The organism is SAR86 cluster bacterium, from assembly GCA_029268615.1.
Taxonomy (GTDB): Bacteria; Pseudomonadota; Gammaproteobacteria; order Magnimaribacterales; family Magnimaribacteraceae; genus JAQWNM01.
The window spans coordinates 39461-63141 of record JAQWNM010000018.1; the positions used below are offsets into that span (position 1 = coordinate 39461).

Below are 23681 nucleotides of genomic sequence, written 5' to 3' on the forward strand. Positions count from 1 at the left end.
ATTAATGTACACTTAGGGACTTTTAATACCTACTTGAAATAAATGTTATTTGAAAAATATAAACTTAAAAATATTGAATTAAGAAATAGAATAGTCATGGCGCCTATGACAAGAAGTATGTCGCCTGAAAATATTCCTGGTCAAGATGTAGCTGAATATTATGAAAGAAGGGCTAAAGGAGAAGTTGGTCTGATCATAACAGAAGGTATCGAGGTAAGTCACATTGCTTCGAGCAGTTATCCCAATGTTCCTAGGCTAGACACTGAAAAATCTAGAGATGCATGGAAGTTAGTGGTAAGCAAAATTAAAGAAAATGGAGGCTCAGTTATAGCTCAATTATGGCATAGCGGAGCAATGAGAAAAATTGGAATGAATCCTGATCCTGATGTTCCAGGTTATACCCCCTCCGGTTTGCGCAAAGGACTGGCCGACGAAGCAACTGCTAAAAATATTGAAACTATTAAGTCAAGTTCTGACACTGATAAATCGTCTAAAGATTTAAAGTCTGATTTTTCATTTAAAAATAGAAGTGAAGCGCATGAAGTAACTCAAGATGACATAAAAATATTAGTAGATGCTTTTGGGCAAGATGCAAAATGGTGTGAGGAAATAGGTTTCGATGGAATAGAAATACATGGAGCACACGGATACCTAGTTGATAATTTTTTTTGGGAGACATTGAATAGACGGAATGATAAGTACGGAGGATCAATAAGAAAAAGATCTCAATTTGCAAAAGAAGTTACCGAATCTATAAGATCAAATGTTAGTGATAAATTCATAGTAGGATTAAGGTTTTCTCAATGGAAACAACAAGATTTTGAAGCAAGACTTGCTCGTAATCCTCAAGAATTGGAGGAGCTTTTAATGCCAATAGTAAGTTCAGGATTAGATTTCTTGCATGCTAGTAATAGAAAATTTTGGGAACCAGAATTTGAAGGATCAGATAATAATCTAGCTTACTGGGCTCAAAAAATAACGGGGCTTCCTACCATAACTGTTGGAAGCGTAGGCCTTGAATCTAAAGGAGATGGTTTTATAAATATGACTGCACAAGCAGATCCAGTAAGTATAGAAAAAGCAATCCAAGATATTAATGAGCGTAAATATGATATGGTCGCTGTCGGACGCGCACTTCTTGCTGATGCTGAATGGGTTGTAAAGATGAAAGAGGGCCGATTAAGTGAAATAAAACCCTATAGCGAGAAAGTATTAACAGAATTAAATTAATTTATTTAATTAATCTAACATTTATTATATTTTCGATAGATGAAAGTGTAGTTATAGCTTCTTGATCTACTTCATTCTCAATTTCAATAAGATTATAAGCTATATCTCCCCTGCTGATATTTGTCATATCTGCTATATTTAGTCCTAGATCACCTATTGCAGTTGCTATTTGACCTATCATTGCAGGAACATTTTTATTAGTAATAGTTATTCGATTTTCTGTTGTCCTATTTGCTTGAATGTTAGGAAAATTAACTGAATTTATTATATTTCCAGTTTCTAAGAAATCTACCATTTGCTCAACAGCCATGACTGCACAATTTTCTTCTGCTTGGCTAGTGCTTGCACCTATATGGGGTAATAAAGTTACATCTCCTTCGTTAACTGCCCTCTCTATTAACTGAGGTGTAGGAAAATCCGTAATAAAATTACTGAGGTTCTTGTTATTTAAGGCCTCTACTACATCCTTAGTATTAACAACTTCATGTCGTGCAAAGTTAAGAAGAGCGGCTTCTGAGGATTCCTTAAATAAATCTTTATTAATAATACCTTTAGTGCTCTCTATCGCTGGAATGTGTATAGAAATAAAATTAGAGTTCTTAAAAATTTCTTTTAAATCTTCTGCTGGTATAACTTGGCTAGGCAGTCTCCAAGCTGCTTGCACAGAAAGGGCCGGATCATAGCCAATAACTTTCATTTCTAAAGCAACTCCCATCCTAGCTACTTTTGAGCCTATAGCCCCTAAGCCTACTACTCCTAGAGTAGATCCAGCTAACTCTTTTCCTTTGAATTGCTTTTTATTTTCTTCTAAGTAAGGCTCAAGATCTTTCATCTCATTTAGATGACCTAATTTATTAACAAAATCTATACTTTGATAAACATTTCTTGAAGAAAGCATGAGACCTGCTAAAACTAATTCTTTAACAGCATTTGCATTCGCTCCAGGAGTATTAAAAACCACCACTCCCTTTTCTGAACAAATTTCTATGGGAATATTATTTACACCTGCACCAGCCCTAGAAATTGCTAATAAAGAACTCTTTATATGGGAATCTTCTATTTTAGTACTTCTTACTAGGATCCCATGCGGATCATCTGCACTATCATCTAAAGTACAATTAGTTTCTTTTAGTTTACTTAGCCCTATTTTAGAAATATTACTTAACGGTTTGACTTGATATTTACCCATTTCTTTTAATACATAAATTTAAGAGTTGCATTATTTGAAAGCATAGTAGATAACCACTATAATTACCTCGTTTAATCATATGCAAAAATGACTAGACACTTCCTTACACTAAAAAATCTTTCCTCTGATGAAATTATCAGCATTATAGACGATGCTATTCTAAGAAAGAAATCAAATATCGTGTCGGATGAATTAAAAGGTAAATATCTAGCTTTAATCTTTGAAAAATCTTCTACACGAACAAGGGTTTCCTTCGAAACTGCCATGAATCAATTAGGAGGAAAAGCCAGCTTTCTTTCTGTACAAGATCTGCAGCTTGGTAGAGGTGAACCATTGGCAGATACCTCAAAGGTTATTAGCTCTATGGCTGATGCTATAGTCTTGAGAACTTTAAAGCACCAAACAATCACTGAATTTTCTAATGAATCTTCCTCTCCAGTAATAAATGGTCTTAGCGATTTATCTCATCCCTGCCAACTGCTAGCTGATATCATGACTTTTAACGAGCATAGAGGGTCTATTAAAGGCAAAAAAATTGTCTGGATAGGTGATTACAATAATATGTGTAAAACATATATAGAGGCTTCAAAAATCTTAGAATTTCAACTTCATATAGCCACACCAAGTTCCATTCTTAGCAAGAATGATATTCAAGAAGATAATGTTACTATCTCTGAATCTATGGAAGATGCGGTCAAGGACTGTAATTTAATTACTACGGATGTATGGATATCCATGGGAGATAATGAAATAGATCAAAAGAAGAATTCTTTAAAAGAATACCAAGTTACGCCCGAATTATTAGATCAAGCATCAAAAGAAGTTATTTTTTTCCATTGCTTGCCCGCAGTAAGAGGCGAAGAAGTTTCCCATGAAGTAATGGATGACCCTAGAAGCCTTATTTGGCATCAAGCTGAAAATAGAATGCATGCCCAAAAAAGTTTACTGACTTTTTTAATAAATAATTAAATTTAAAGACTTAACTTATTTAAAACCCTCAACCATCTTTCATAATTTGTATTGGATCTTTCGGATAATTTTTGATCAAAGTCATATTGCTTATCAAGTTTCCATGAACTTGATAATGACTCTAAATCTGGAAAAATCTCAGCTGAAAGTCCTGCCAAATAAGCTGCACCTAATGAAGTTGTTTCTACCATTTTAGGCACAAGAACTTTAAGTCTAAGACAATTAGAAAGCTCTTGATTAAGCCAAGAATTGATGACCATGCCTCCATCCACTTTAAGCTTACTTATTGGTGCCCCGTCTAACTTCATGGCATCTAATAGACTTCTTGTTTGATAGATCACTGACTGCAAAGTAGCTAAAGTAATTTCTGGAATACCAGAATCTCTTGTTAATCCATAAATCAAGCCTCTAGCTTCAGGATCCCAAAAAGGAGCACCTAAGCCTGTAAAAGCAGGAATGACCATAACGTTTGAAGTATCAGAGGCTTTCTTAATAACTGTCTCTACTTCTTGAGCGTTATTAAAAAATTTCAATTCATCCCTTAACCACTGTATAGCTGACCCGGCAATAAAGATGCTACCTTCTAGACCAAAAGTAGTCTTTCCATTTAGTCTATATGCAACAGTAGATAATAGTTTATTCTTAGATTTAACCATCTTACTTCCAGTATTAACTAATACAAAACATCCAGTTCCAAAGGTACTTTTGGCCTCTCCCTCTTGAAAACAACACTGACCAATTAGAGCAGATTGCTGGTCTCCTGCCATACCGCCTATGCTTATAGAACCTCCAAACAAAGAAGTCTCTCCAAATTGATGTGCATTATCACAAACCTCAGGAAGAATATTCATCGGAATATTGAAAAGGTTAAGTAAATCTTGATCCCATTTATTAGTTTCTAAATTAAAAAGCATAGTCCTTGCAGCATTTGTGATGTCAGTCTTATGAACTTTTCCTCCAGTTAGGTGCCATAGCAGAAATGAATCAACAGTGCCAAACGCTAATTCCCCCTTTTCTGCCCTTCTTCTGGCGCCGGGAACGTGGTCTAATATCCAAGAAAGCTTGGTCGCGGAAAAATACGGATCCAATAGTAAGCCAGTTTTACTTTGTATTTCTGCATCTAAATTAGCAGACCTAAGCTCTTCGCATAATGAAAAAGTCCTCCGATCTTGCCATACTATCGCCGGATATATAGCTTTACCGCTTCCTCTATCCCAAACTAAGGTAGTTTCTCTTTGATTGGTGATCCCTATAGAAGCAACATCGGAAGGTCTCAGGTTATTGGATAAAAAAAGTTTCTTGGTAACGGATAATACGGAACCGAGTAAATCAAGCGGGTTATGTTCAACCCAGCCATTTTTAGGAAAGAATTGCTCGAATTCTTCTTGTTCAGAAGATAAAAAAGATAGATTTTCATCAAATAGAATAGCCCTTGAACTCGAAGTACCTTGGTCTATAGATATTATTTTCTTAGTCATATAGTGAGATTATAACGCGAAAATAAAGTCAACAAGATATCCACAAGAAACTAACTTAGTTTAATTGTAGTTATGGTATTGTAATTTTACTAAAAACACTTTATCTTGTGCTATGTAGTTTATATAAACACAACATATAGTGATTAAAAAAGGAACAGCTTAATGGAAAGAACAGAACAAACAACCACAAAAGAGACAAACGAGAACCAAAGTCAAAGCCAGAAAGCACAGCCAGCAATAGCGCCAGGCCAACTAAGAGTAATTAAAAGAAACGGAGCAGTAGTTTCATTCGATGCAGAAAAAATAGCCATAGCTATGACAAAAGCCTTCTTAGCTGTAGAAGGAGGAGCTGCGGCTGCCTCTACAAGAATCCACGACAAAGTTAATCAATATGCAAATTCAATTACTGATACTTTTCAAAGAAGAATGCCTTCTGGGGGAACTCTACACATAGAGGAAATCCAAGACCAGGTAGAACTCGAGCTTATGCGCTCAGGGGAACGAAAAGTGGCAAGAACCTACGTTCTGTATAGAGAAGAAAGACGGAATGCTAGAACAGATGAAATCCAAGAAACCCAAAATAGCCAAGAAATAAAAAATAACCTAAAAGTAAAACTCGAAGACGGAACAGAAGAAAACCTAGATCTTGACAGAATAAAAAAAGTAGTAGTAGAAGCCTGCAGCAAACTCCCAGGAACCAGTTCTGAAGAAATAGTGATAGAGGCAGAAAAAAATCTCTATGACGGTGTTTCTTTGGAAGATGTAAAAACCTCACTAGTAATGACTTCTAGAACTCTGGTAGAAAAAGAGCCAAACTATACCTTCGCTACAGCAAGAATTCTTTTAGATAATATCAGAACAGAGGCTTTGAGGTACTTAGAGGTGGCCAAGTCTGCCACTCATGAAGAAATGGAAACTTTATACCCAATCGCCCTGTCTTCTTTTATAAAAAAAGGGATCCAGAACGGAATACTAAATGAAGATTTAGCAAACTTTGATCTAGAAATTCTAGGTAAAGAACTACAAAAGGATAGAGATAATCAATTTACGTACTTAGGACTTCAAACTTTATATGACAGGTATTTTATCCATGACGGAGACATAAGGTATGAGCTACCTCAAGTGTTCTTTATGAGAGTAGCGATGGGACTCTCCCTGGGAGAGGAAGATAAAGAAGGAAAAGCAATTGAATTTTATAAGTTGCTTTCAAGCTTTGACTATATGAGTTCAACCCCAACTCTATTTAATGCTGGAACAGTCCACTCACAATTGTCATCATGTTATCTAACTACTGTTCCTGATGATCTTCATGGAATATATGGAGCAATACAAGACAATGCGATGCTCTCAAAATGGGCTGGAGGCTTAGGAAATGACTGGACCCCTGTTAGAGGATTAGGTTCTCAAATAAAAGGAACAAATGGAAAATCTCAAGGTGTTGTTCCTTTCTTAAAAGTAGTTAATGACACGGCAGTAGCAGTAAACCAAGGAGGAAAAAGGAAAGGAGCTGTTTGTTCATATCTTGAAACCTGGCACATGGATATAGAAGAGTTTGTGGAGCTAAGAAAAAATACAGGGGACGATAGAAGAAGAACGCATGACATGAATACAGCCAACTGGGTTCCTGATTTATTCATGGAAAGGGTCTCGGAGGGAAAGCATTGGACCCTATTTACGCCTAGCGACACACCAGATCTTCATGACTTATATGGCAAAGAATTTAAAAAAGTTTACGAAAGATATGAAAAACAAACAGAAACAGGAGAAATAACCTTTTTCAAAAAAATAGATGCAGGCGAGCTATGGAAAAAGATGCTTTCTATGTTATTTGAAACAGGACATCCTTGGATCACTTTTAAAGATGCTTGCAATATAAGATCTCCACAGCAGCATACTGGAGTGATTCACTCATCTAACCTCTGTACTGAAATAACCCTAAATACAAGCCAAGAAGAAATAGCAGTATGTAATCTAGGCTCTGTTAACTTAACACATCATCTTATAGATGGAGAGCTAGATGAATCTAAACTAGAGAAAACTATAAATACAGCAATCCGCATGTTAGATAATGTAATAGATATAAATTATTACGCCGTAAAAGCAGCGGAAAATTCCAATGCTAAACATAGGCCTATAGGCCTTGGAATCATGGGTTTTCATGACGCTCTATATGCCCTTGAGATACCTTACGCATCTCAAGAAGCAGTAGAGTTTGCTGATAAATCTATGGAAATGGTAAGTTACTTCGCAATTAAAGCGTCTTCTAACCTAGCCTCAGAGAGAGGAAAGTATAGTACTTATGACGGCTCTTTATGGAGTAAAGGAATCTTGCCTATAGATTCATTAAAAAATCTTAGAGAAAATCGAGGAGAAGACTACCTAGACGTAGATGAGAGCTCTAAAATGGATTGGCCTAAACTAAGAGAATTAATTAATAGTCAGGGTATGAGAAACTCTAATGTGATGGCTATAGCCCCAACAGCTACCATAGCTAATATAACGGGCGTTACACAGTCCATAGAACCCACCTATCAGAACTTATTTGTGAAGTCTAACTTGTCGGGAGAGTTCACGGTAGCAAATCTCTATCTAGTAGATGCCCTTAAAGAGGAAGGAATTTGGGACGATGTAATGATTAATGACTTAAAGTATTTTGATGGCAACGTAGATAAAATTGCGCGTATTCCTGAAAAAATTAAAAAACTATACGCTACTGCCTTTGATATAGAACCTAAATGGATAATAGAAGCCGCAAGTAGAAGGCAGAAATGGATTGATCAAAGCCAGTCGCTTAACCTCTATATAAATGAACCCAGCGGAAAAAAACTAGATATTATGTATCGAATGGCTTGGCTCAAAGGTTTAAAAACTACTTATTACCTAAGATCTAAAGGAGCGACCACAGCAGAGAAATCCACTATCCACACGGGAGAGCTCAATGCAGTCAGTGCATCTTCAGAACCTGCCCCCCTTCCTGAAGCTTGCTCTATCACCGATCCAGACTGCGACGCTTGTCAATAAAGAAAAGGAGAAAAAGAAATGTTAAATTGGGATGAATTTGAAGAAAAAGAAAAAGTAGAGCTTATAAATAGTGCACCTGTAGAGATTCAGCAGAACAAAGAAATTTCTCAGGAAGTACAAGAAGAGACATCAAAAATAATCTTAGATACCTCAAAAGGAGGATCAAGATTAGAAAAAGCAAAAGCAGCTATAGAAAACTTTGACTCTCAATTAGGCGAAGAAACGCTAGAAGGTTCTGGGTCTAGAGTAAGTGTTGATCAAAAAGCAATGATAAATTGCCGAGCAGATGTTAATCAGCTAGTTCCTTTTAAATATGAATGGGCCTGGCAAAAATACCTTGATGGTAGTGCAAACCACTGGATGCCCCAAGAAGTAAACATGACCTCTGATATAGCTTTATGGAAATCAGAAGAAGGTCTTTCTGCAGACGAAAGAAAGATAGTTATGAGAAGTTTAGGTTTCTTTTCTACTGCAGATTCTCTTGTTGCTAATAATCTTGTTTTATCAGTCTATAAACACATAACTAATCCAGAGTGCAGACAGTATCTCCTTAGACAAAGCTTAGAAGAAGCTATTCATACTCATGCATATCAATATGTGATCCAATCTTTAGCAATGGATGAAGCTGAGTTATTTAACATGTATAGAGAAGTTCCTTCTGTTGCAAGAAAAGCCTCTTGGGCGCTAGAATTTACTAAAGAACTAGACAACCCTAACTTCATGACAGGAACGGATGAAACGGATAAGAAGTTACTAAAAAATCTAATTGCTTTTTACTGCGTACTTGAGGGAATTTTCTTTTACTGCGGATTCACTCAAATACTGTCTATGGGGAGAAGAAATAAGATGACTGGAACATCAGAACAATTTCAATACATCTTAAGAGATGAATCAATGCATCTTAATTTTGGAATAGATGTGATAAACCAAATTAAATTGGAAAATCCTCAACTCTGGGACGAAGAGATGCAGGAGCAAGCAGCTGGCATGATACTTCAAGGCATGCAACTAGAAATAGAATACGCAAGGGACACTATGCCAAGGGGAGTCCTAGGTATGAACGCCAATATGATGGAAGAATATCTTAATTACATCGGCAACAGAAGACTAATTCAAATAGGGTTAGAAGAAGAATTTCCTAAAGCAGAAAACCCATTTCCTTGGATGTCAGAAATCATGGATTTGAGAAAAGAAAAGAACTTTTTTGAAACTAGAGTCACAGAATACCAGACCGGTGGCGCTCTTTCTTGGGACTAGATGATAGATATAATTGGACACAGGGGAGCTTCTGAAGATGCACCGGAAAATACACTGGCTGCGATTGAAGAGGCTTGGAAGCAACAAGCAGACGGCGTTGAGGTTGACGTTAGGATCACTTCTGATGGGAACCTAGTTTGTATACATGATAATAACTTCTTGAGAACCACTGGGAAAGATAACTTGATAGATGAATTAAGCTTAGAAGAAATTAAGAAGCTAGATGCAGGATCTTGGCGAGGAAAAGAATGGACTAACTCAGCAGTCCCTACTTTACTTGAAGTCTTAAACTCCATGCCTGAAAATAAAAAAATATTTATAGAAGTAAAGTCAGGTATAGAAGTAAAAGAGTCTCTAATAAACACAATACAAGAGTCTAAAATTTCTGAAAAAATGGTTTATATAATATCTTTCAATAGAGAAATTTTGAGTCAAGTGAAAAAGGACCTACCAGGCATAAAGACTAATTTTCTTATTTCCTTTGACCAAAGTAATATTCTAGACATAGACTCTTTAAATTCTGTAATACTGAAGAGTAATATAGATGGAATTGGCGCTCAAGCACATCCTCAATTAACAGAAAGCTTCATAAATTCTATTACCGCTATTAATAAAAAAGTGCATGTTTGGACTGTTGATCAACCAGAACAGGCTAAGCTTTATTCCAGGTTGGGCCTGAGTTCGATAACAACTAATAGACCGGGCGAAATTAAAACCCTTTTACTAGCTTCCTAGAATTTTCCTTTCTTTTCTTCTAAATTCTTTAGATAATATGCTAAATGAAACATAATCAAACATTCTTAGAGCTTGTTCAAGATGCTCTTTCCAGAGTTAGTGAAATAGATACAATACAACTTAAATCTAAATTAGATTCTCAAGAAGAAATTTACATAATAGACACTAGAGAAGATAGAGAATGGGACCAAGGAAGAATTCCTAATTCCTTGCATCTAGGAAAAGGCATAATAGAAAGAGATATAGAGAATTCAATACCAAACAGAGATGCTCAAATAGTCCTTTATTGTCAGGGCGGTTTTAGGTCAGCATTAGCTGCAGATAACCTTCTAAAAATGGGTTATAAAAGTCCTATTTCCCTGAGTGGTGGATTTTCTGAATGGGCAAACAATGGCTTTGATATAGAATCTAATTAAAGTTATATCGTGAAGCTTTATACAACTGAAGGTGCTCCAAACCCAAGAAGAGTTAGAATTTTTCTTGCTGAAAAAGGAATTGACATTCCTATTGAAGAAATTTCAATCATGAAACAAGAGCATAAAACGGATGAGTACAAAAAAATTTCTCCATTTAGTAGAGTTCCTGCCTTAGTCCTCGATGATGGATCAATCATTTTAGAAAGTGTAGCAATATGTTATTACTTTGAATTACAAAATCCTGAACCCTCTCTTTTTGGAAACACAGATATGGAGAAAGTGGTCATAGAGATGCAAAATAGAAAAATGGAATTGGAGCTATTAATGACAGTAGCTGGTGCTTTCAGGCATACTCATCCAGCCTTTTCAGGTCTTGAAAATCAAAATACTGAATTTGGACTTGTTCAAAAATCTTTAGCTGAAAAAAGATTAAAATACCTAAATCAGGAATTATCAGACAAAGAATTTATTGGAGGTAAGAATTACTCTATAGCGGATATTACTTGCCTATGTGCAATTGATTTTTGTCGGCCTGCTAAAATTGAAATTCCAGAATCTCATAAGAATTTAAATAGATGGATTCAGGAAATAAAAGAAAGACCGTCTTCTAATATAGTTTAAATTTAATATTTAATTGATCTCTTCTCTAAGAACTGCTGAATGCTCTTCTATAAAGCGTTTTATAGAAGCTTTATTTTTATCGCAAAATAAAGACTGATTACCTGATATTTCTTCAGAATTATAAACTAGTTCACAGCTATTTCCTCCCAAGCTAGCCTCAGTTGATAATATTGAAGATCTTATTTGCCTATCTCTTTCATCTAGCAAGGGGCCTATAACTCCATGCCAATCGAATTGATTATCTAGAATTGATTGTATTTCCTGGTATAGAAGGTCTTTGTTTGTAGTATTGGAAAATATCAATGTCCATAATAATGGAACTCCTGTAGGGTATAAAGGACTTCCTGCCCAATCGGGATATCCTTGTGCAGGGAAAGCTCGCATTTGTATAATATCTCTAAAAGCTTTATTAAAATTTAGAATACCAGTATTGCATAATGGATGATCTGGCTCTGCAGCGCAGTCGATACTTGGTATATCAATTAAAGTAAAATCAAAATCTGTAGGGATATAAATCCACTTGTTAGATGGTTCGTTGAAATAAAGATAATAATTATTTGCAACCCTAACATAATGGTCTACCGCTCCAAGAACTATCTCGGCTGCTTGTGCCTTGATAAAGCCTTCCACATCAAATCTTGTAGCTAATCTTTCTGCTGTTGGATAAGTTTGTACAAATTTAGCAAAACTAATTAATTCTGCTCTGGCTTCTTTTAAAGATTTCTTTTTAGTTTTGAGATCATAGGATGGCTGATAAGGAACAAATTGAGAAACATTTCCTGCATTACCGTTTTTATTTATAGGTGAATTAACAAAAGTAGGGTTTTGATAGTTTTCAGTTCCTAGCCACTCTTCTCTAGTCTCTGGATCTGACTTTTCAACACCTATGATACAAAAGTTTGTATTAAAAAATTGTTCGCTATCTTCATAAGGTATGCAACTCTCGTCAACTACATCTGCACCTGATAAATTACCTACGCCTACTTTAAATAAATAACCATTCTTATCGAAGTAGCTTTTTAAAAATGGTTTATCTATCTGTTCTACCATTATGAAAACTCCCATATCAAATGTCTGAGGCAAGGGTTTATTAAAAAGAGACTGTTCATTGCTCCCTGTGATAACAAATTCTATGGAGATATGGGTCGCCCTAGCTGCAGGAACGCCTATTTTATTTAAAATCTCATGAGCAAGCACTTCTCTTTGATATGTAGGATCATCTCGATTATACCTAAACCTTAATTTGTCTATATCTCTAAATTCCCTTCCATCTGCTTCTTTATATTCTGGTATATTCTGACCTATAATCTTAAAACAAGAATCATTGTCTACCGATGCCGGAATTCCGTTATCATCAATGCAAGAGTAAACACTCTCATCATCTTCAAATTCTTCATCAAATTTAATAGAAAAACTAAACCTTTGGGGCTTTGATGGTCCAGTTCCTGCTCGTTTTGCACTGTCATCTATAGGAAATTGTCTGCTTGTATTGCCCTGCATCTTAAAAGCTACTTTTTCTATAGATTCAACAATCATACCTTGATCGTCTATAAAATCGAAATCTGCTTGACGATATACTTCACTATGCGTCCAGGAACTTAGAGCAAAGGCAGGACCGGAAGCATTCCTAACGCTGTAATTAGATCTCGCTGTATCTAATACTAAAGCAGACCATTCCTCTAAAGAAATTGTTAATCTTATTTTATTTATTTTATCTAGAGAAAAGAGAGAAATATTTTTTTCATCTTCGCAAACAACTCTTACGTTAGATATATTGTCTGAATCGATAGCTCCCTTCTCATTTGTAATTTCGCAGTCTTGTCGTGCTGGCTCTCTTTCTACTTCTACCTCATATTCCGTTCCAGTTACTAATTTATTTTTGAAAGAAAAATTTCCATTACTCTCAACTATCAAAGACTGTTCGTTTACTTTTAACTCTATGTCTCTAATGCTATTTAATCCTGATAGAGTGCCTGAAATTGTGTAGCCAGGATTAGGTGGGGTTGGAGTTTCTGGAAGTGCGGAAACTATTTCTATATCTGCAGATCCACCACCTCCGCCTCCACAAGAAACTAAGAGGTAAAGTAAAAAAATAATGATCCATCTCATAAATTTATTTACCCGCATTTTAATTCTGTTTATATCATAATATTAATATGACTTATTATCTTATTACAAATAATAACGCCTTTTGTGTATTCTTTATTTATCTTTTAAAGATAGCTCTTTCCTTAAATAAATCTGTCTTTTTTTTAATTTTTGTCTTAAAGATTTAATTCTCTTTTTAAAACGTTTATTTATCTCTTCCTGAGTAGGTTCAGGCTCTAAAGATAAATTCATACTCATCTTTTCCAATAAATTTAACTTTTTTCCTTCTACTTTTCTAGATTGAATTAACAAATTTAGGTCATCTAGCTTTTCTTGTCTTTTTTGCATTATTTCATAAACACTAGGAGGTCCCTTTAAATCCATAATTTCAATTCTTACAAATTCTTTAAATATTCTTTGTTTGGTTATCTTTTTCTTGTCAATATCATCTTTAGATTCTACTTTTAAATAGTCCTTCTTTTTATAAGAAGAATTTAAAGAATCATAACTCTGCATATCCTCTATACGTTTCTCATTTAAAGTAGATTTTTGTTTAAATTCATTAGAATCTAATCCAAAAGGTTTTTCTCCATAAATAAAAAATGTAATAAACAATGAAGATAAAAAAAGAATAAAAGTATTATTCATTCTGGCCTCCTAATTTGATTAATTTTACACCTTATAATAGATATAGTGCACTTACGAACTTATTTTACTTCTGATTAATTTAAGCTTCTCTTTCTTGGTAAGAGTCTTTACGAATATTTCTCTTTTTAAGGCTGAACCTCTGTCTTTGCACAGCTCTTGATACAATAATTTAAACGGACCTCTTCCTTTTGTATATTTAGCTCCTGATCCATTGGTATGAGCTAATAGTCTTTTTTCTAGATTATTAGTTATTCCCGTATATAGAGTTCTATCTTTACATTCTAGAATATATAAATGCCAACACATATAAAATTGAAAATAAGGTTCTAAGAATCCCTGGGCTGAAAGTCTAATACTGTTGCATTTATGCAGTACCGAGGTTTTCCTCTTGGACCATCAGGAAAAACATGACCTAAATGAATTCCAGATGTTTTGGATCTTATTTCTATTCTTCTCATGCCAAAACTGTTATCAGGTCTTTCAATTACAGACCCGGGTATAGGTTGTGTGAAAGAGAGCCATCCGGTACCAGAATTAAATCTATATCTTGTGTCAAATAAAGCAGCTCCGCTCAGCTTATCTACGAAAGTACCATCTGGTGTATTTTTAAAAATTTCGTATTCTTTGCAATACCTCTGATCAGTTCCTTCTTCAAATGCTACATTGAATGCCTCTGAATTTCCTAACTTAAAAGCTCCTAAAACTTTATAAAATTCTTTAGATGACATATATCCCTGATTCCCAAAAACCTCTTTACCATCATTTATAAAAATGATGGTTGGAGTAGCCCATGTTTCTGTGTAGACAGATAAGCCCCCTAATTCAGAGGCCAACCTAAACTGCACTGGAATAGAACCCTCATAAGAAGAAAGAACTTCTTTTCTGAATTTTTCGCAGTAAGGACAATAATTTTCAGATTCTATTACTAATATATGCTTATCTTTCATCAATAACGAATTGTCTACCTGATTAGAAGCTGAATTACTTAAAAAAGTAACTCCGGTTGAGTGATCAGGACAGTAACCATTAGGATTCTTTAAAAGATAATCCTGATGGTAATTTTCTGCTTCATGAAAAACGACTAGGGGCTTGACTTCTGTAGAAATTTTTCCATATCCAGAATCAAAAAGGAGCCCTTGGTACTCTTCTAGCACTTTTCTTACAGTGTCTTCTTGGAAACTTTCTGTAATTAAGATAATAGATCTATATTGAGTACCCAAATCATTACCTTGCCTATTAACTTGAGTTGGATCGTGAGATTCAAAAAATTCTTTCAATATATTCTGGAGATTTATTTTATTTGAATTAAAAATAACTTTAACCACTTCTGCATGATTGTTAGGATTGAATCGATTCCTTATTTTAGTTATTTCTCTATATTTAGGTTCAACGCCTTCTCCATCAGCATATCCTGAAATAGCATCAATAACTCCGGGTATTTCTTGATACATTTTTTCAGCACCCCAAAAACATCCTGAGCCTAAAACTATTGATTTAATGTGATTTGTACCTTCTATATCTTCTGTTTTTAAAGAATTAATGAAAACGCTGCAAATTAAAATAAATATAATTTTCATAATCTAATTTAATCTATCAAAATCTTAACTAATAATAAAACTAAAACCAAAAGTACAACTCCTGTTGTAAGCCAAGATCTGAGATTTTCTTCTGTTTCATAAGAATCTTGATTTGAGAAGTTTTTTTCAAGTTGCTCTTTTTTTTGATCTCCTATTTTTTTCATTTTTCTATTCTATTATATAAATAAATCAAATAAAGATGTTCTGGATGATAGGTTTTTATTAGAATAATCAAATTAAATCATTTATAAAAACTCCTGCATGGAACTTGAAGAAACAAGCATACAAGGTGCCTACCTTATAAAACATCAATCTTTCTCAGATGATAGAGGCCTTTTCTATGAAATGGTAGCCCAAGATGTACTGAATGGAGTAGATAGTCCTGAGTTAAATAAAATTAATATTTCTGAATCAAACTATGGAGTTCTAAGGGGGCTCCATTATCAAATAAAGGAGCCCCAAATAAAATTTGTTTCATGCTTGAAAGGTAAAGTAATTGATTTTGCAGTTGATATAAGGAAACAGTCTTCTTCATTTGGAGAGGTAATCCAATATGAACTTACTGAAGAAGAGCCAGAAACATTATATTTACCTTTAGGTGTTGCCCATGGATTTATTAGCCTTTCTGAAAGGTCATTGCTTCTATATCTTGTGTCTGGAATCTATAATAACAAGTTGGAGAGAGGTATTAATTATAAAAGTATTGATCTTAACTTACCCATAGAACCTATTTTAATAAATAAAAGAGATACAAACTGGCCAAATTTTGATGAAGCAGAATACTATGAGAATAAAATATGAAATGTAGATTTAGCGGAAAAGATATTCCTCGAATAATAACCTTTGGGCAAATGCCGTTAGGGAATGGTTTTTTAAAAGAACAGAATCCAAAAGAAGAATACTTCTATGAAATGTCTGTCTCAGTAAATAGTGAAATAGGGTTATTGCAACTTGAAGAACAGCCTGACCCAACGCAAATGTTTCATGAAAATTATGCATTTTACAGCAGGTCGTCTTCTTTCATGAAGTTACACTTTAAAGAGATGGCGGGGGAAATAAAAAGTCTATTGCAGAATAAATTTTCAAATGATAAAAATCCTTTTGTTGTTGAGATTGGGTCAAATGATGGAGTTATGTTAGAACATTTGGTTGTTAATGATATACCTTGCTTGGGTGTGGAACCTTCTAAAAATGTTGCAGAAATATCTCATGAATATGGAGTAGAGACAATAAATGAATTTATGTCAGAAATAACAGCCAATAATATTCTTGCCTCTTATAGTGAAGCAAATGTCATTTATTCAGCTAATGTATTTTGTCATATACCTGATTTAAATGATCTAGCTAAAGCTTGTTCTGTTTTATTAAAAGATGGTGGTTATCTTATATTTGAGGACCCATATTTAGCTGATATCCTAGAAAAGATATCCTATGATCAAATTTATGATGAACATGTATATTTATTTTCGTGCTTTGCAGTAAAAAATATTTTTGGTAAATATGGATTAAGATTAGTTGACTGCAAACACCTAAACACTCATGGCGGCTCTATGCGATACTATTTAAGAAAGTCCAGCTCTACAGAAGAATCAGATCAACTAAAAAATCAATTAGAGTATGAAGAAAAATTAGGAGTCCTTTCAATGCCTTCTTATAAGGAATTTTCTGATAAATGTGAAATTGCTAAGAAAGGATTTAAAAGTAAGCTAGAATCTTTAAAAGAAGACAAGAAAACTATCTTAGGTTATGGAGCCACTTCGAAGAGCACAACTATCCTCAATTACTGTGAAGTAGGTCCTGAATTAATTGATTTTATTGTTGATACTACACCAACAAAACAAAATACCTTTACACCAGGAAAGCATATTCCTGTTTTACCTTATACAAAATTTTCTCCTCATCCTGATGTATCTGTTTTATTTGCTTGGAATCATCAGAAAGAAATTATGGCTAAAGAAGAGCAGTATAAAGGCGAATGGATGACTCACTTATATAAAGAATATCAATAAACATTGAAAACATTTTTTGCAAACCCCAAGATAGGCTTTGTAGAAAGTAAAAGTTCTATATCTAAGGCATTATCTAAGCTAATAGATAGTGGTAATTATATTCTTGGTGAAAATGTTTTACGCTTCGAAGAAGAGTTTAATGACTACCTAGGGAGTAAAGGTTACTTTATTTCTTGTGCCAGCGGAACTGATGCAATAACTCTATCCATTAAAATAAATGGAATAAAACCAGGGTCGAAGATTATTGTCCCTTCTCATACAGCAGCTGCGTCAATATTAGGAATTTTAAATGCTGGATGTATCCCAATTTATGTTGATGTGAATGAGTCAAATCTTCTTATTTCCTTTGAAGAAATTAAAAGAACTATTTCTAGGTATAAATGCAAAGCGATACTTGCAGTGCATCTTTATGGTCATGGGATAGAAATTAATAAATTGAAAAAGTTAATTAAGAATAGCGGCATTAAGATAATAGAAGATTGTGCTCAAAGCACTGGTACCTTAATAAATAATAAACAATCTGGTACTTTATCTGATGCAGGGTGCTTTAGCTTCTTCCCGACTAAAAACTTAGGTGCTTTGGGAGATGGAGGAGGAATTTGGGTTCCATCAAAAAAAATGAAAGGTAGAGCAATAGCTTTAAGGCAGTATGGTTGGGATAAAAAAAGAAATGTCACAATTGAAGGGGGAATAAACTCTAGACTAGATGAATTACAAGCTGCAATTTTAAGGATAAAACTTAAAAAGCTCCCTAAAGAGATAAAAAAACGAAGAAATATTGCAAAAATTTATGATAAATATCTCGACTCAAGATTTATAAGAATTTCTTACTCCCCAAATCAGGAATGTTCTTATCACTTATTTGTAGTTAGAACGAAATCAAGAAGTAAGCTGCTGAGATATTTGGCAGAGAGGAATATCTTTTTGGGGATACACTATTATCCTCCTAATCATAAAAATGGAGTATTGAGCAAATATACAAAACATGATCTAAAGATCACAAATCAAATTTCAAGAGAGGTAATCTCTTTACCTTTATACCCTGAATTACAAAAAAAAACCCAGTTATCTATTATAAAAAAACTGAATGAATTTAAATGAAAAATTTAAAAACTTTTAACTTCCAAAATATTCCTCAGCCACAAAGTTCATTTTGGATTATCAATGACCTTTCAGCATTAGAACATCCAGTTAAAAGAATATTCTTTAATAAATCTGAAGAAGATGAAATAAGAGGAGATCATGCACATCATGAATGTTGGCAAACTCTTGTTTGCTTAGACGGGATAATAGAAGTTACTCTCGATGATGGACAAGAAAAATTGCACTTTTCATTAAATAAAAAAGGTCTGGCCTTAACTATCCCCCCCAAGATTTGGGGCACCCAAGAATATGAAGCAAATTCTTATTTGATGGTTCTTTGCAGTCATGAATATTCTGAAAGAGATTATATAAAAGATTATGGTGTCTTTTTAGAAGAGGTAAGAAATTAATGCATGTAATTATATCAGGTGGTTTAGGACATATTGGAAGTAAATTAATAAGATTCCTATTAAATAAAAACCTTAAAGTAACTTGTATAGATAACCTTTCTACTCAAAGAATTTCTTCCTTAAAAGGGGTAATACAGAATAAAAATTTTAACTTTTTTGAGATAGATATTGCTAAAGAGCCAAATAAAGCTTTAGATGTTTTAAAAAAATTAGACTGCAACTCTTTTATACATTTAGGAGCGATAACTAATGCTGAGGCATCTCATGATAATCCAAAGCAATTATTTGAAAACAATCTTTCTGCGACTAAAAATACAATCGAAATATGTTCAAATCTAAATTTTCAACTTCTCTTTCCTTCATCTACTAGCGTTTATGGTAGTGCCGAAGATAATGTTTATGAAGACGATGAATCTTTCATAAATCCTCAAAGTCCTTATGCTGAGTGTAAAGTGAAAGAAGAAGAATTAATTCTGAATAGTAAAATTTCTAATTCTGCTATTCTTAGACTTGGAACTATCTTTGGCACCTCACCAGGCATGAGATTCCACACAGCAGTTAATAAATTTTGTTGGCAAGCTATCATGAAAATGCCTATCACTGTTTGGAAAACAGCTTTACACCAACATAGGCCTTATCTTGATATAAATGATGCCTGTAAAGCATTTTTTTTCTTTTTAAAGAAAGAGGAGCAATATGGATCGATATTTAATGTCAATACTGAAAATTACACAGTCTCTGAAATCTTAGAAAGTATCACAAAGTATGCAAGTAATCTTAATATTGAGTTTGTTGATAGTAAAATAATGAACCAACTAAGTTATCTAGTTTTAAATGATAAGATAAAAGAAATTGGATTTAAGTTCGAAGGAAGCTTAGATAGAGGTATTTCAGATACCTTTGAATGGTTTAAAAATGAAAAATATTTTTAAATATTTCCAAACAGATATTCTATTGTTAAATGAGACAATCCTTTAACTCCAACTGGCAAAGCTCCGTCATCAATTTGAAAATAAGGGGAATGATTACCTGGCACTTTAGTATAATCTGCTCCTTCTTTATTTACGCCTAAGAAGAAAAAGAAACCTGGTATCTCTTGAGAGAAAAAACTAAAGTCTTCTGCTCCCGTGCTTCTGTCAGCCCTATAAACCATTTCATCTCCTACAATATTTTTTAATGTAGGCAATACGCGCGCGGTTAAATCTTCATCATTAAGAGTGACTGGATAACTTTCACCATTAGGCAGATTTATCTCTACTGAAGCTCCTGCCATTGAAGCTGTATTTTCTATAATCCTTCTCATTTCAAAAAAAATTTTATCTCTGATAGAAGTATTGAAGGTCCTAATAGTACCTTCCATTTCGACCTCATCTGGAATTATATTACTTCTAATTCCGCCGTGAATACTTCCTACCGAAATCACAGCAGGGGATTCTCTTAAATCAAGCTTTCTTGAAATAATAGTCTGTAAATTATTACCAATTTGGAAGGCAACCATTATAGGGTCTATAGAATCCCATGGCCTAGAGCCATGAGCTTGTTTTCCTTTTATTGTTATTTTCCATGGGTCTACCGCTGCCATTATCGGCCCCTCCCTATAGGATATAAGGCCATGAGGTGAATTACTAACATGCAGTCCAAATATGACTTCTGGTCTCTCTTTTGCCCAGATCCCTTCCTTTAACATCAGTCTTGCTCCTCCTTCTTCTCCTGCAGGTGCGCCCTCTTCTGCAGGCTGAAATATAAACATAACTGAGCCAGGCAAGTCTTCTTTTATAGAACTAAGAAATTCTGCAACACCCATCAGGATTGAGATATGAGCATCATGACCACAAGCATGCATAACTCCTACATCTTTACCGTTATAAAGAGATCTTTCTTTTGAAGCAAACGGTAAACCGGTGGCTTCAACTACAGGTAAGGCATCCATATCAGCCCTTAGGGCTACCATTGGTCCAGGCCTACTACCTTTTAAAACTGCTACAACTCCTGTATGGGCTATACCCGTTTTGACTTCGAGACCTAGATCAGTTAGATGCTTGGCTACTTTTTTAGAAGTTTTAAATTCTCTATTAGACAGTTCAGGATATTGATGAAAATCATGTCTCCAAGAAACAACCTTAGTCATTAGTGAATCTAGCTGAAGATCAAGTTTTGATTCTAATTCCTCGGGTGAAGCAGAGAAACCATTCATAGCCAAGAAAACCAGTGAAATTATTAAAGCATTTTTCATTTATACCTCTCCGCTAAGGACTATATCACTTTATTAACGTAGTTCCATCAGCTTATGTAACTAAAATTAATTTATCCAGCCGTTGTATTTATTTTTTCATCCCAATCTTGATGTTTTATCCATTCACTGAATGGCGTAAGTTCTAGAGGTATTAATTCCAGTACCGGCTTCATGTCTACTTTAAAAGGTTTATGTTCTGACTCATTATTAAATTTATAAAAATTTGACATATATGAAGTAAAAGCTTCTTTATCAGAACCTTCTTTGTCTGCATAAAATATATTGAACAATCTTTCAGCAAAGATATCTAGTGACAACATTTCATACCTAATTGGATTACCAAAATGCCCCGATAATAGATCTGCTACTCTTTGGGGAGTGAATATTTCTGGCCCTCCAATAACTATCCTTCTGCCATTGAGGTCATCCCTATCTATTGCAGCGATCATAAACCTCGCTACATCATCTAAACAAATCCAACTAGCTTCTAAGTTTGGATTATGAGGATAAGTATACAAGCCATTACTCATGATATCTTTCCTGGCCCAGTTAGTTAATAAATTATCCATAAAAAGAACCGGTTGAAATGTCACTAAAGGGATTCCAGTCTGAGTTAAAGTATTAATTATAAGCCTACTTCCGTCATAACCCATTTCTCCAACTTCTTCATCTGTGCCCCAACAACATGTATTAAAAACTAATTTCTTGACACTCGCTTTTCTTGCTGCATTACCTATAGTCGCAGCGAAATCTAACCCCTTATGACTTTCTTCAAATGATGGCGTGGTATAGAAAACAATGTCTGACCCTGAGCAAGCTTTAAATACAGAATCAGGATCATTATAATCAGCTGAAATAATCTCAATAGATTCGAAAGCATCTAACTTAGATTTATCTCTGGTCACTGCCCTTACTTCGTATCCTTCAGACAGTAATTGTCTGACTTGAGCTCTTCCTGGTCTTCCTGATGCACTAAATACAGTTACTTTTGTCATGATTTTTCCTTTGTATACTTATTTTAATTATTTAAAAATTTCTTTACAGCTTCTTTATGTTCTGGTGTCTTCCAGCATTCACGTAATAATTTACTTTCTCTATCTTGAACTAAATCCAAGTCTATCTCACTTCCATTTTGACTCAATAGCTGTTTTACCATTCTTAATTGAGGACTTGGATTTTCGGAAATTAATTTAGCCTTAATAAGGGCTTCAGATATTAAGTCATGTTCTACTGTCATAAAATCTATTAACCCAGAATTTAAAGCCTCTTTTGCCTCTATTAGGCGGCCAGATAAACAAGCCTCGCTAGCCCCTCCAAACCCCATTCTTTGAACTAAAAAATAGCTACTAGCTAGTTCAGGGACCAAACCCATTTTAATAAAAAACATGCCAAATTTAGCTCTTTCGGAGGCCATAATGATATCAAAGGGTAAAATCATAGTTATACCTATTCCAACAGCAGCACCATTAACAGCAGCAATCATGGGTTTTGAGTCCCTTATTAAGTTAACCCAATCTACATCTTTGGGCATTCCTCCATGGCCAGATTGCGTATCTTTTCCTGGATCTTTACCATCTATCCTGGTTTTAAAGGTTTCATCAATATCTGCGCCTGCACAAAACCCTTTTCCAGCTCCTGTCATAACAATTGCACCAATTGAAGCATCATCATTTGCTTTTCTTATTGCTAAAGTTAGTTCCTCAGCCATAAACGGAGTCCAAGCATTTAATTTCTTGGGCTTATTTAAAGTAATAAGAGCTACTTCATCTTTTTTCTCATATATAATTGTTTCGTACAAAATTTAACCTCCTTAATATCTTAATTGAATTCTAGTTATTATTTCGACACTTTGAAAACTGAAAACAAAGAGACTCACCCCCTAAGGGGATACGTCCAGTTTTATCTAAAATTCCATCCATCCTCAAATTAACTATAGATGGCTCTCCTTTGTCAACTGTTACCAATGTTAAATGATCAAAAGACATTTCATTTTTTGGGTGTTGAGCACCTCCTGTAGTACCTAACATTATATAGTCTCTTTCTTTTCTTATTTGATGTGAATATCTATGCAAATGACCATTAAATAACGTATATGGTCTGTCAGATAAAGCCTCTTCAATAGCTAGAAACTCAGGTTCTTTTTCTTTTAACCAAACGGGCTTATGCATAAAAATCATTGTCCAATGTACTTCGGGATGAGCCTTGATAACATCTATTAAATAATCTGATTGTTCTTTTTCTATATCTCCAAAAATTCTTTCAGGCATTCTGGTATAAGGCATATTTGATGCCTTAACTTCATCACCGTTCTTTTTAGCAAGTTTATACTCAGATCTTGCCTGCCACAGCTCTGCGCTTTTCTTTTCAGAATAATCCTCTGTATTAAGAACTAAAAATAAAATATTTTTATAAATGAAATAATAATACTGAGGACCATACCTTTTTGCCCAAAGATCATGCATAGTTTTATTTGTTAAATCATGATTTCCACCAACATAAAAAACAGGAGCTAGAGCTTGGGCAGCCCTTTTATCAAAGGAATTCCATTCTTTTAATAAAATCTCTTCGTCTTCAGAGTCTCCACTTATAAGATCACCGACACTTATTATGAATTCAGGCCTCAATAATGCCAATTGTGATGCTGCTATCTCAAATATCTTATCTCTTTCTCCTCCATTAAGATCAGAAAAAACAGCAAAGGAAAACTTATCATTACT

At 34.3% G+C, this 23681-nt stretch carries 23 protein-coding genes; 12 read left to right on the forward strand and 11 right to left on the reverse strand.

Features of this window, described 5'->3' with window-relative positions; translation table 11 throughout:
- The first annotated feature begins 42 nt into the window (after positions 1–42).
- The gene (locus P8J93_08910) at positions 43–1230 is read left to right on the forward strand and encodes an NADH:flavin oxidoreductase (protein ID MDG2061918.1); all 1188 of its coding nucleotides are present in this window, start codon (positions 43–45) and stop codon (positions 1228–1230) included.
- Position 1231: 1 nt separating this feature from the next.
- Here the strand turns inward: P8J93_08910 and P8J93_08915 are convergent, their stop codons facing one another.
- The gene (locus P8J93_08915; protein MDG2061919.1) at positions 1232–2419 is read right to left on the reverse strand and encodes a phosphoglycerate dehydrogenase; all 1188 of its coding nucleotides are present in this window, start codon (positions 2417–2419) and stop codon (positions 1232–1234) included.
- An 87-nt stretch (positions 2420–2506) separates the two neighbouring features.
- Here P8J93_08915 and argF point away from each other — a divergent pair, with 87 nt between their 5' ends.
- The gene (gene argF / locus P8J93_08920; protein ID MDG2061920.1) at positions 2507–3388 is read left to right on the forward strand and encodes an ornithine carbamoyltransferase; all 882 of its coding nucleotides are present in this window, start codon (positions 2507–2509) and stop codon (positions 3386–3388) included.
- A 2-nt stretch (positions 3389–3390) separates the two neighbouring features.
- On the opposite strand, the gene glpK is transcribed toward argF, so the two are convergent.
- Positions 3391–4866, reverse strand: coding sequence for a glycerol kinase GlpK (glpK, locus tag P8J93_08925; GenBank protein MDG2061921.1), 1476 nt, complete (start codon positions 4864–4866; stop codon positions 3391–3393).
- Positions 4867–5028: 162 nt separating this feature from the next.
- On the opposite strand from glpK, the gene P8J93_08930 reads away from it, so the two are divergent.
- The 5 genes from P8J93_08930 to P8J93_08950 are packed head-to-tail and all read left to right on the forward strand — an operon-like array spanning position 5029 to position 10916.
- A complete protein-coding gene (locus P8J93_08930; GenBank protein ID MDG2061922.1) occupies positions 5029–7887 on the forward strand; it encodes a ribonucleoside-diphosphate reductase subunit alpha in 2859 nt (952 codons plus the stop codon).
- 18 nt (positions 7888–7905) lie between these two features.
- On the forward strand, positions 7906–9144 hold the full coding sequence (locus P8J93_08935) for a ribonucleotide-diphosphate reductase subunit beta (GenBank protein MDG2061923.1): 1239 nt from the start codon (positions 7906–7908) through the stop codon (positions 9142–9144).
- Complete coding sequence (locus P8J93_08940; GenBank protein MDG2061924.1) at positions 9145–9879, forward strand: glycerophosphodiester phosphodiesterase family protein; 735 nt, start codon at positions 9145–9147, stop codon at positions 9877–9879.
- A 44-nt stretch (positions 9880–9923) separates the two neighbouring features.
- Positions 9924–10295 (forward strand): rhodanese-like domain-containing protein, encoded by a 372-nt coding sequence (locus P8J93_08945; GenBank protein ID MDG2061925.1) that lies wholly within the window; start codon positions 9924–9926, stop codon positions 10293–10295.
- Between the two features lie 9 nt (positions 10296–10304).
- Positions 10305–10916, forward strand: coding sequence for a glutathione S-transferase family protein (locus tag P8J93_08950; protein MDG2061926.1), 612 nt, complete (start codon positions 10305–10307; stop codon positions 10914–10916).
- Positions 10917–10925: 9 nt separating this feature from the next.
- Here the strand turns inward: P8J93_08950 and P8J93_08955 are convergent, their stop codons facing one another.
- The 5 genes from P8J93_08955 to P8J93_08975 all read right to left on the reverse strand — a co-directional run bounded on the left by P8J93_08955 (position 10926) and on the right by P8J93_08975 (position 15393).
- Complete coding sequence (locus tag P8J93_08955; protein MDG2061927.1) at positions 10926–13043, reverse strand: CotH kinase family protein; 2118 nt, start codon at positions 13041–13043, stop codon at positions 10926–10928.
- 75 nt (positions 13044–13118) lie between these two features.
- The gene (locus tag P8J93_08960) at positions 13119–13652 is read right to left on the reverse strand and encodes a hypothetical protein (GenBank protein MDG2061928.1); all 534 of its coding nucleotides are present in this window, start codon (positions 13650–13652) and stop codon (positions 13119–13121) included.
- A gap of 51 nt (positions 13653–13703) precedes the next feature.
- A complete protein-coding gene (locus P8J93_08965) occupies positions 13704–13958 on the reverse strand; it encodes a GIY-YIG nuclease family protein (protein MDG2061929.1) in 255 nt (84 codons plus the stop codon).
- A 20-nt stretch (positions 13959–13978) separates the two neighbouring features.
- Positions 13979–15229 carry a peptide-methionine (S)-S-oxide reductase MsrA gene (gene msrA, locus P8J93_08970; GenBank protein ID MDG2061930.1) on the reverse strand — a complete coding sequence of 417 codons (1251 nt, stop codon included), beginning with the start codon at positions 15227–15229 and terminating at the stop codon, positions 13979–13981.
- A gap of 8 nt (positions 15230–15237) precedes the next feature.
- Positions 15238–15393, reverse strand: a complete 156-nt coding sequence (locus P8J93_08975) for a hypothetical protein (GenBank protein MDG2061931.1) — start codon at positions 15391–15393, stop codon at positions 15238–15240.
- A 97-nt stretch (positions 15394–15490) separates the two neighbouring features.
- On the opposite strand from P8J93_08975, the gene P8J93_08980 reads away from it, so the two are divergent.
- The 5 genes from P8J93_08980 to P8J93_09000 are packed head-to-tail and all read left to right on the forward strand — an operon-like array spanning position 15491 to position 19663.
- Entirely contained in the window at positions 15491–16030 is a 540-nt protein-coding gene (locus P8J93_08980; protein ID MDG2061932.1) for a dTDP-4-dehydrorhamnose 3,5-epimerase family protein, read from the forward strand.
- Positions 16027–17238, forward strand: a complete 1212-nt coding sequence (locus P8J93_08985) for a class I SAM-dependent methyltransferase (protein MDG2061933.1) — start codon at positions 16027–16029, stop codon at positions 17236–17238. The genes P8J93_08980 and P8J93_08985 overlap by 4 nt, the downstream gene beginning before the upstream one ends.
- 3 nt (positions 17239–17241) lie before the next feature.
- Positions 17242–18339: a DegT/DnrJ/EryC1/StrS family aminotransferase gene (locus P8J93_08990; GenBank protein ID MDG2061934.1), complete on the forward strand. Its 1098-nt coding sequence runs from the start codon at positions 17242–17244 to the stop codon at positions 18337–18339.
- Complete coding sequence (locus P8J93_08995; GenBank protein ID MDG2061935.1) at positions 18336–18731, forward strand: FdtA/QdtA family cupin domain-containing protein; 396 nt, start codon at positions 18336–18338, stop codon at positions 18729–18731. The genes P8J93_08990 and P8J93_08995 overlap by 4 nt, the downstream gene beginning before the upstream one ends.
- On the forward strand, positions 18731–19663 hold the full coding sequence (locus P8J93_09000) for an SDR family oxidoreductase (GenBank protein MDG2061936.1): 933 nt from the start codon (positions 18731–18733) through the stop codon (positions 19661–19663). Before P8J93_08995 ends, P8J93_09000 begins: the two co-directional genes overlap by 1 nt.
- On the opposite strand, the gene P8J93_09005 is transcribed toward P8J93_09000, so the two are convergent.
- From P8J93_09005 to P8J93_09020, 4 genes are all read right to left on the reverse strand, one after another.
- On the reverse strand, positions 19660–20964 hold the full coding sequence (locus P8J93_09005; GenBank protein ID MDG2061937.1) for an amidohydrolase: 1305 nt from the start codon (positions 20962–20964) through the stop codon (positions 19660–19662). The genes P8J93_09000 and P8J93_09005 overlap by 4 nt on opposite strands.
- 71 nt (positions 20965–21035) lie before the next feature.
- Positions 21036–21959, reverse strand: coding sequence for an NmrA family NAD(P)-binding protein (locus tag P8J93_09010; protein MDG2061938.1), 924 nt, complete (start codon positions 21957–21959; stop codon positions 21036–21038).
- A 23-nt stretch (positions 21960–21982) separates the two neighbouring features.
- Positions 21983–22762, reverse strand: coding sequence for an enoyl-CoA hydratase-related protein (locus P8J93_09015; GenBank protein ID MDG2061939.1), 780 nt, complete (start codon positions 22760–22762; stop codon positions 21983–21985).
- A gap of 31 nt (positions 22763–22793) precedes the next feature.
- Positions 22794–23681 (reverse strand): metallophosphoesterase (locus P8J93_09020; protein ID MDG2061940.1); only part of this gene is annotated, 888 nt, incomplete at its 5' end.

What these genes read in the sequence shown, in the direction of transcription:
- P8J93_08910 (MDG2061918.1), top strand. Translation starts at nt 43, where the DNA reads ATGTTATTTGAAAAATATAAACTTAAAAATATTGAATTAAGAAATAGA.
- P8J93_08915 (MDG2061919.1), bottom strand. Translation starts at nt 2,419, where the DNA reads ATGGGTAAATATCAAGTCAAACCGTTAAGTAATATTTCTAAAATAGGG.
- argF (MDG2061920.1), top strand. Translation starts at nt 2,507, where the DNA reads ATGACTAGACACTTCCTTACACTAAAAAATCTTTCCTCTGATGAAATT.
- glpK (MDG2061921.1), bottom strand. Translation starts at nt 4,866, where the DNA reads ATGACTAAGAAAATAATATCTATAGACCAAGGTACTTCGAGTTCAAGG.
- P8J93_08930 (MDG2061922.1), top strand. Translation starts at nt 5,029, where the DNA reads ATGGAAAGAACAGAACAAACAACCACAAAAGAGACAAACGAGAACCAA.
- P8J93_08935 (MDG2061923.1), top strand. Translation starts at nt 7,906, where the DNA reads ATGTTAAATTGGGATGAATTTGAAGAAAAAGAAAAAGTAGAGCTTATA.
- P8J93_08940 (MDG2061924.1), top strand. Translation starts at nt 9,145, where the DNA reads ATGATAGATATAATTGGACACAGGGGAGCTTCTGAAGATGCACCGGAA.
- P8J93_08945 (MDG2061925.1), top strand. Translation starts at nt 9,924, where the DNA reads ATGAAACATAATCAAACATTCTTAGAGCTTGTTCAAGATGCTCTTTCC.
- P8J93_08955 (MDG2061927.1), bottom strand. Translation starts at nt 13,043, where the DNA reads ATGCGGGTAAATAAATTTATGAGATGGATCATTATTTTTTTACTTTAC.
- P8J93_08960 (MDG2061928.1), bottom strand. Translation starts at nt 13,652, where the DNA reads ATGAATAATACTTTTATTCTTTTTTTATCTTCATTGTTTATTACATTT.
- P8J93_08965 (MDG2061929.1), bottom strand. Translation starts at nt 13,958, where the DNA reads ATGTGTTGGCATTTATATATTCTAGAATGTAAAGATAGAACTCTATAT.
- msrA (MDG2061930.1), bottom strand. Translation starts at nt 15,229, where the DNA reads ATGAAAATTATATTTATTTTAATTTGCAGCGTTTTCATTAATTCTTTA.
- P8J93_08975 (MDG2061931.1), bottom strand. Translation starts at nt 15,393, where the DNA reads ATGAAAAAAATAGGAGATCAAAAAAAAGAGCAACTTGAAAAAAACTTC.
- P8J93_08980 (MDG2061932.1), top strand. Translation starts at nt 15,491, where the DNA reads ATGGAACTTGAAGAAACAAGCATACAAGGTGCCTACCTTATAAAACAT.
- P8J93_08985 (MDG2061933.1), top strand. Translation starts at nt 16,027, where the DNA reads ATGAAATGTAGATTTAGCGGAAAAGATATTCCTCGAATAATAACCTTT.
- P8J93_08995 (MDG2061935.1), top strand. Translation starts at nt 18,336, where the DNA reads ATGAAAAATTTAAAAACTTTTAACTTCCAAAATATTCCTCAGCCACAA.
- P8J93_09000 (MDG2061936.1), top strand. Translation starts at nt 18,731, where the DNA reads ATGCATGTAATTATATCAGGTGGTTTAGGACATATTGGAAGTAAATTA.
- P8J93_09005 (MDG2061937.1), bottom strand. Translation starts at nt 20,964, where the DNA reads ATGAAAAATGCTTTAATAATTTCACTGGTTTTCTTGGCTATGAATGGT.
- P8J93_09010 (MDG2061938.1), bottom strand. Translation starts at nt 21,959, where the DNA reads ATGACAAAAGTAACTGTATTTAGTGCATCAGGAAGACCAGGAAGAGCT.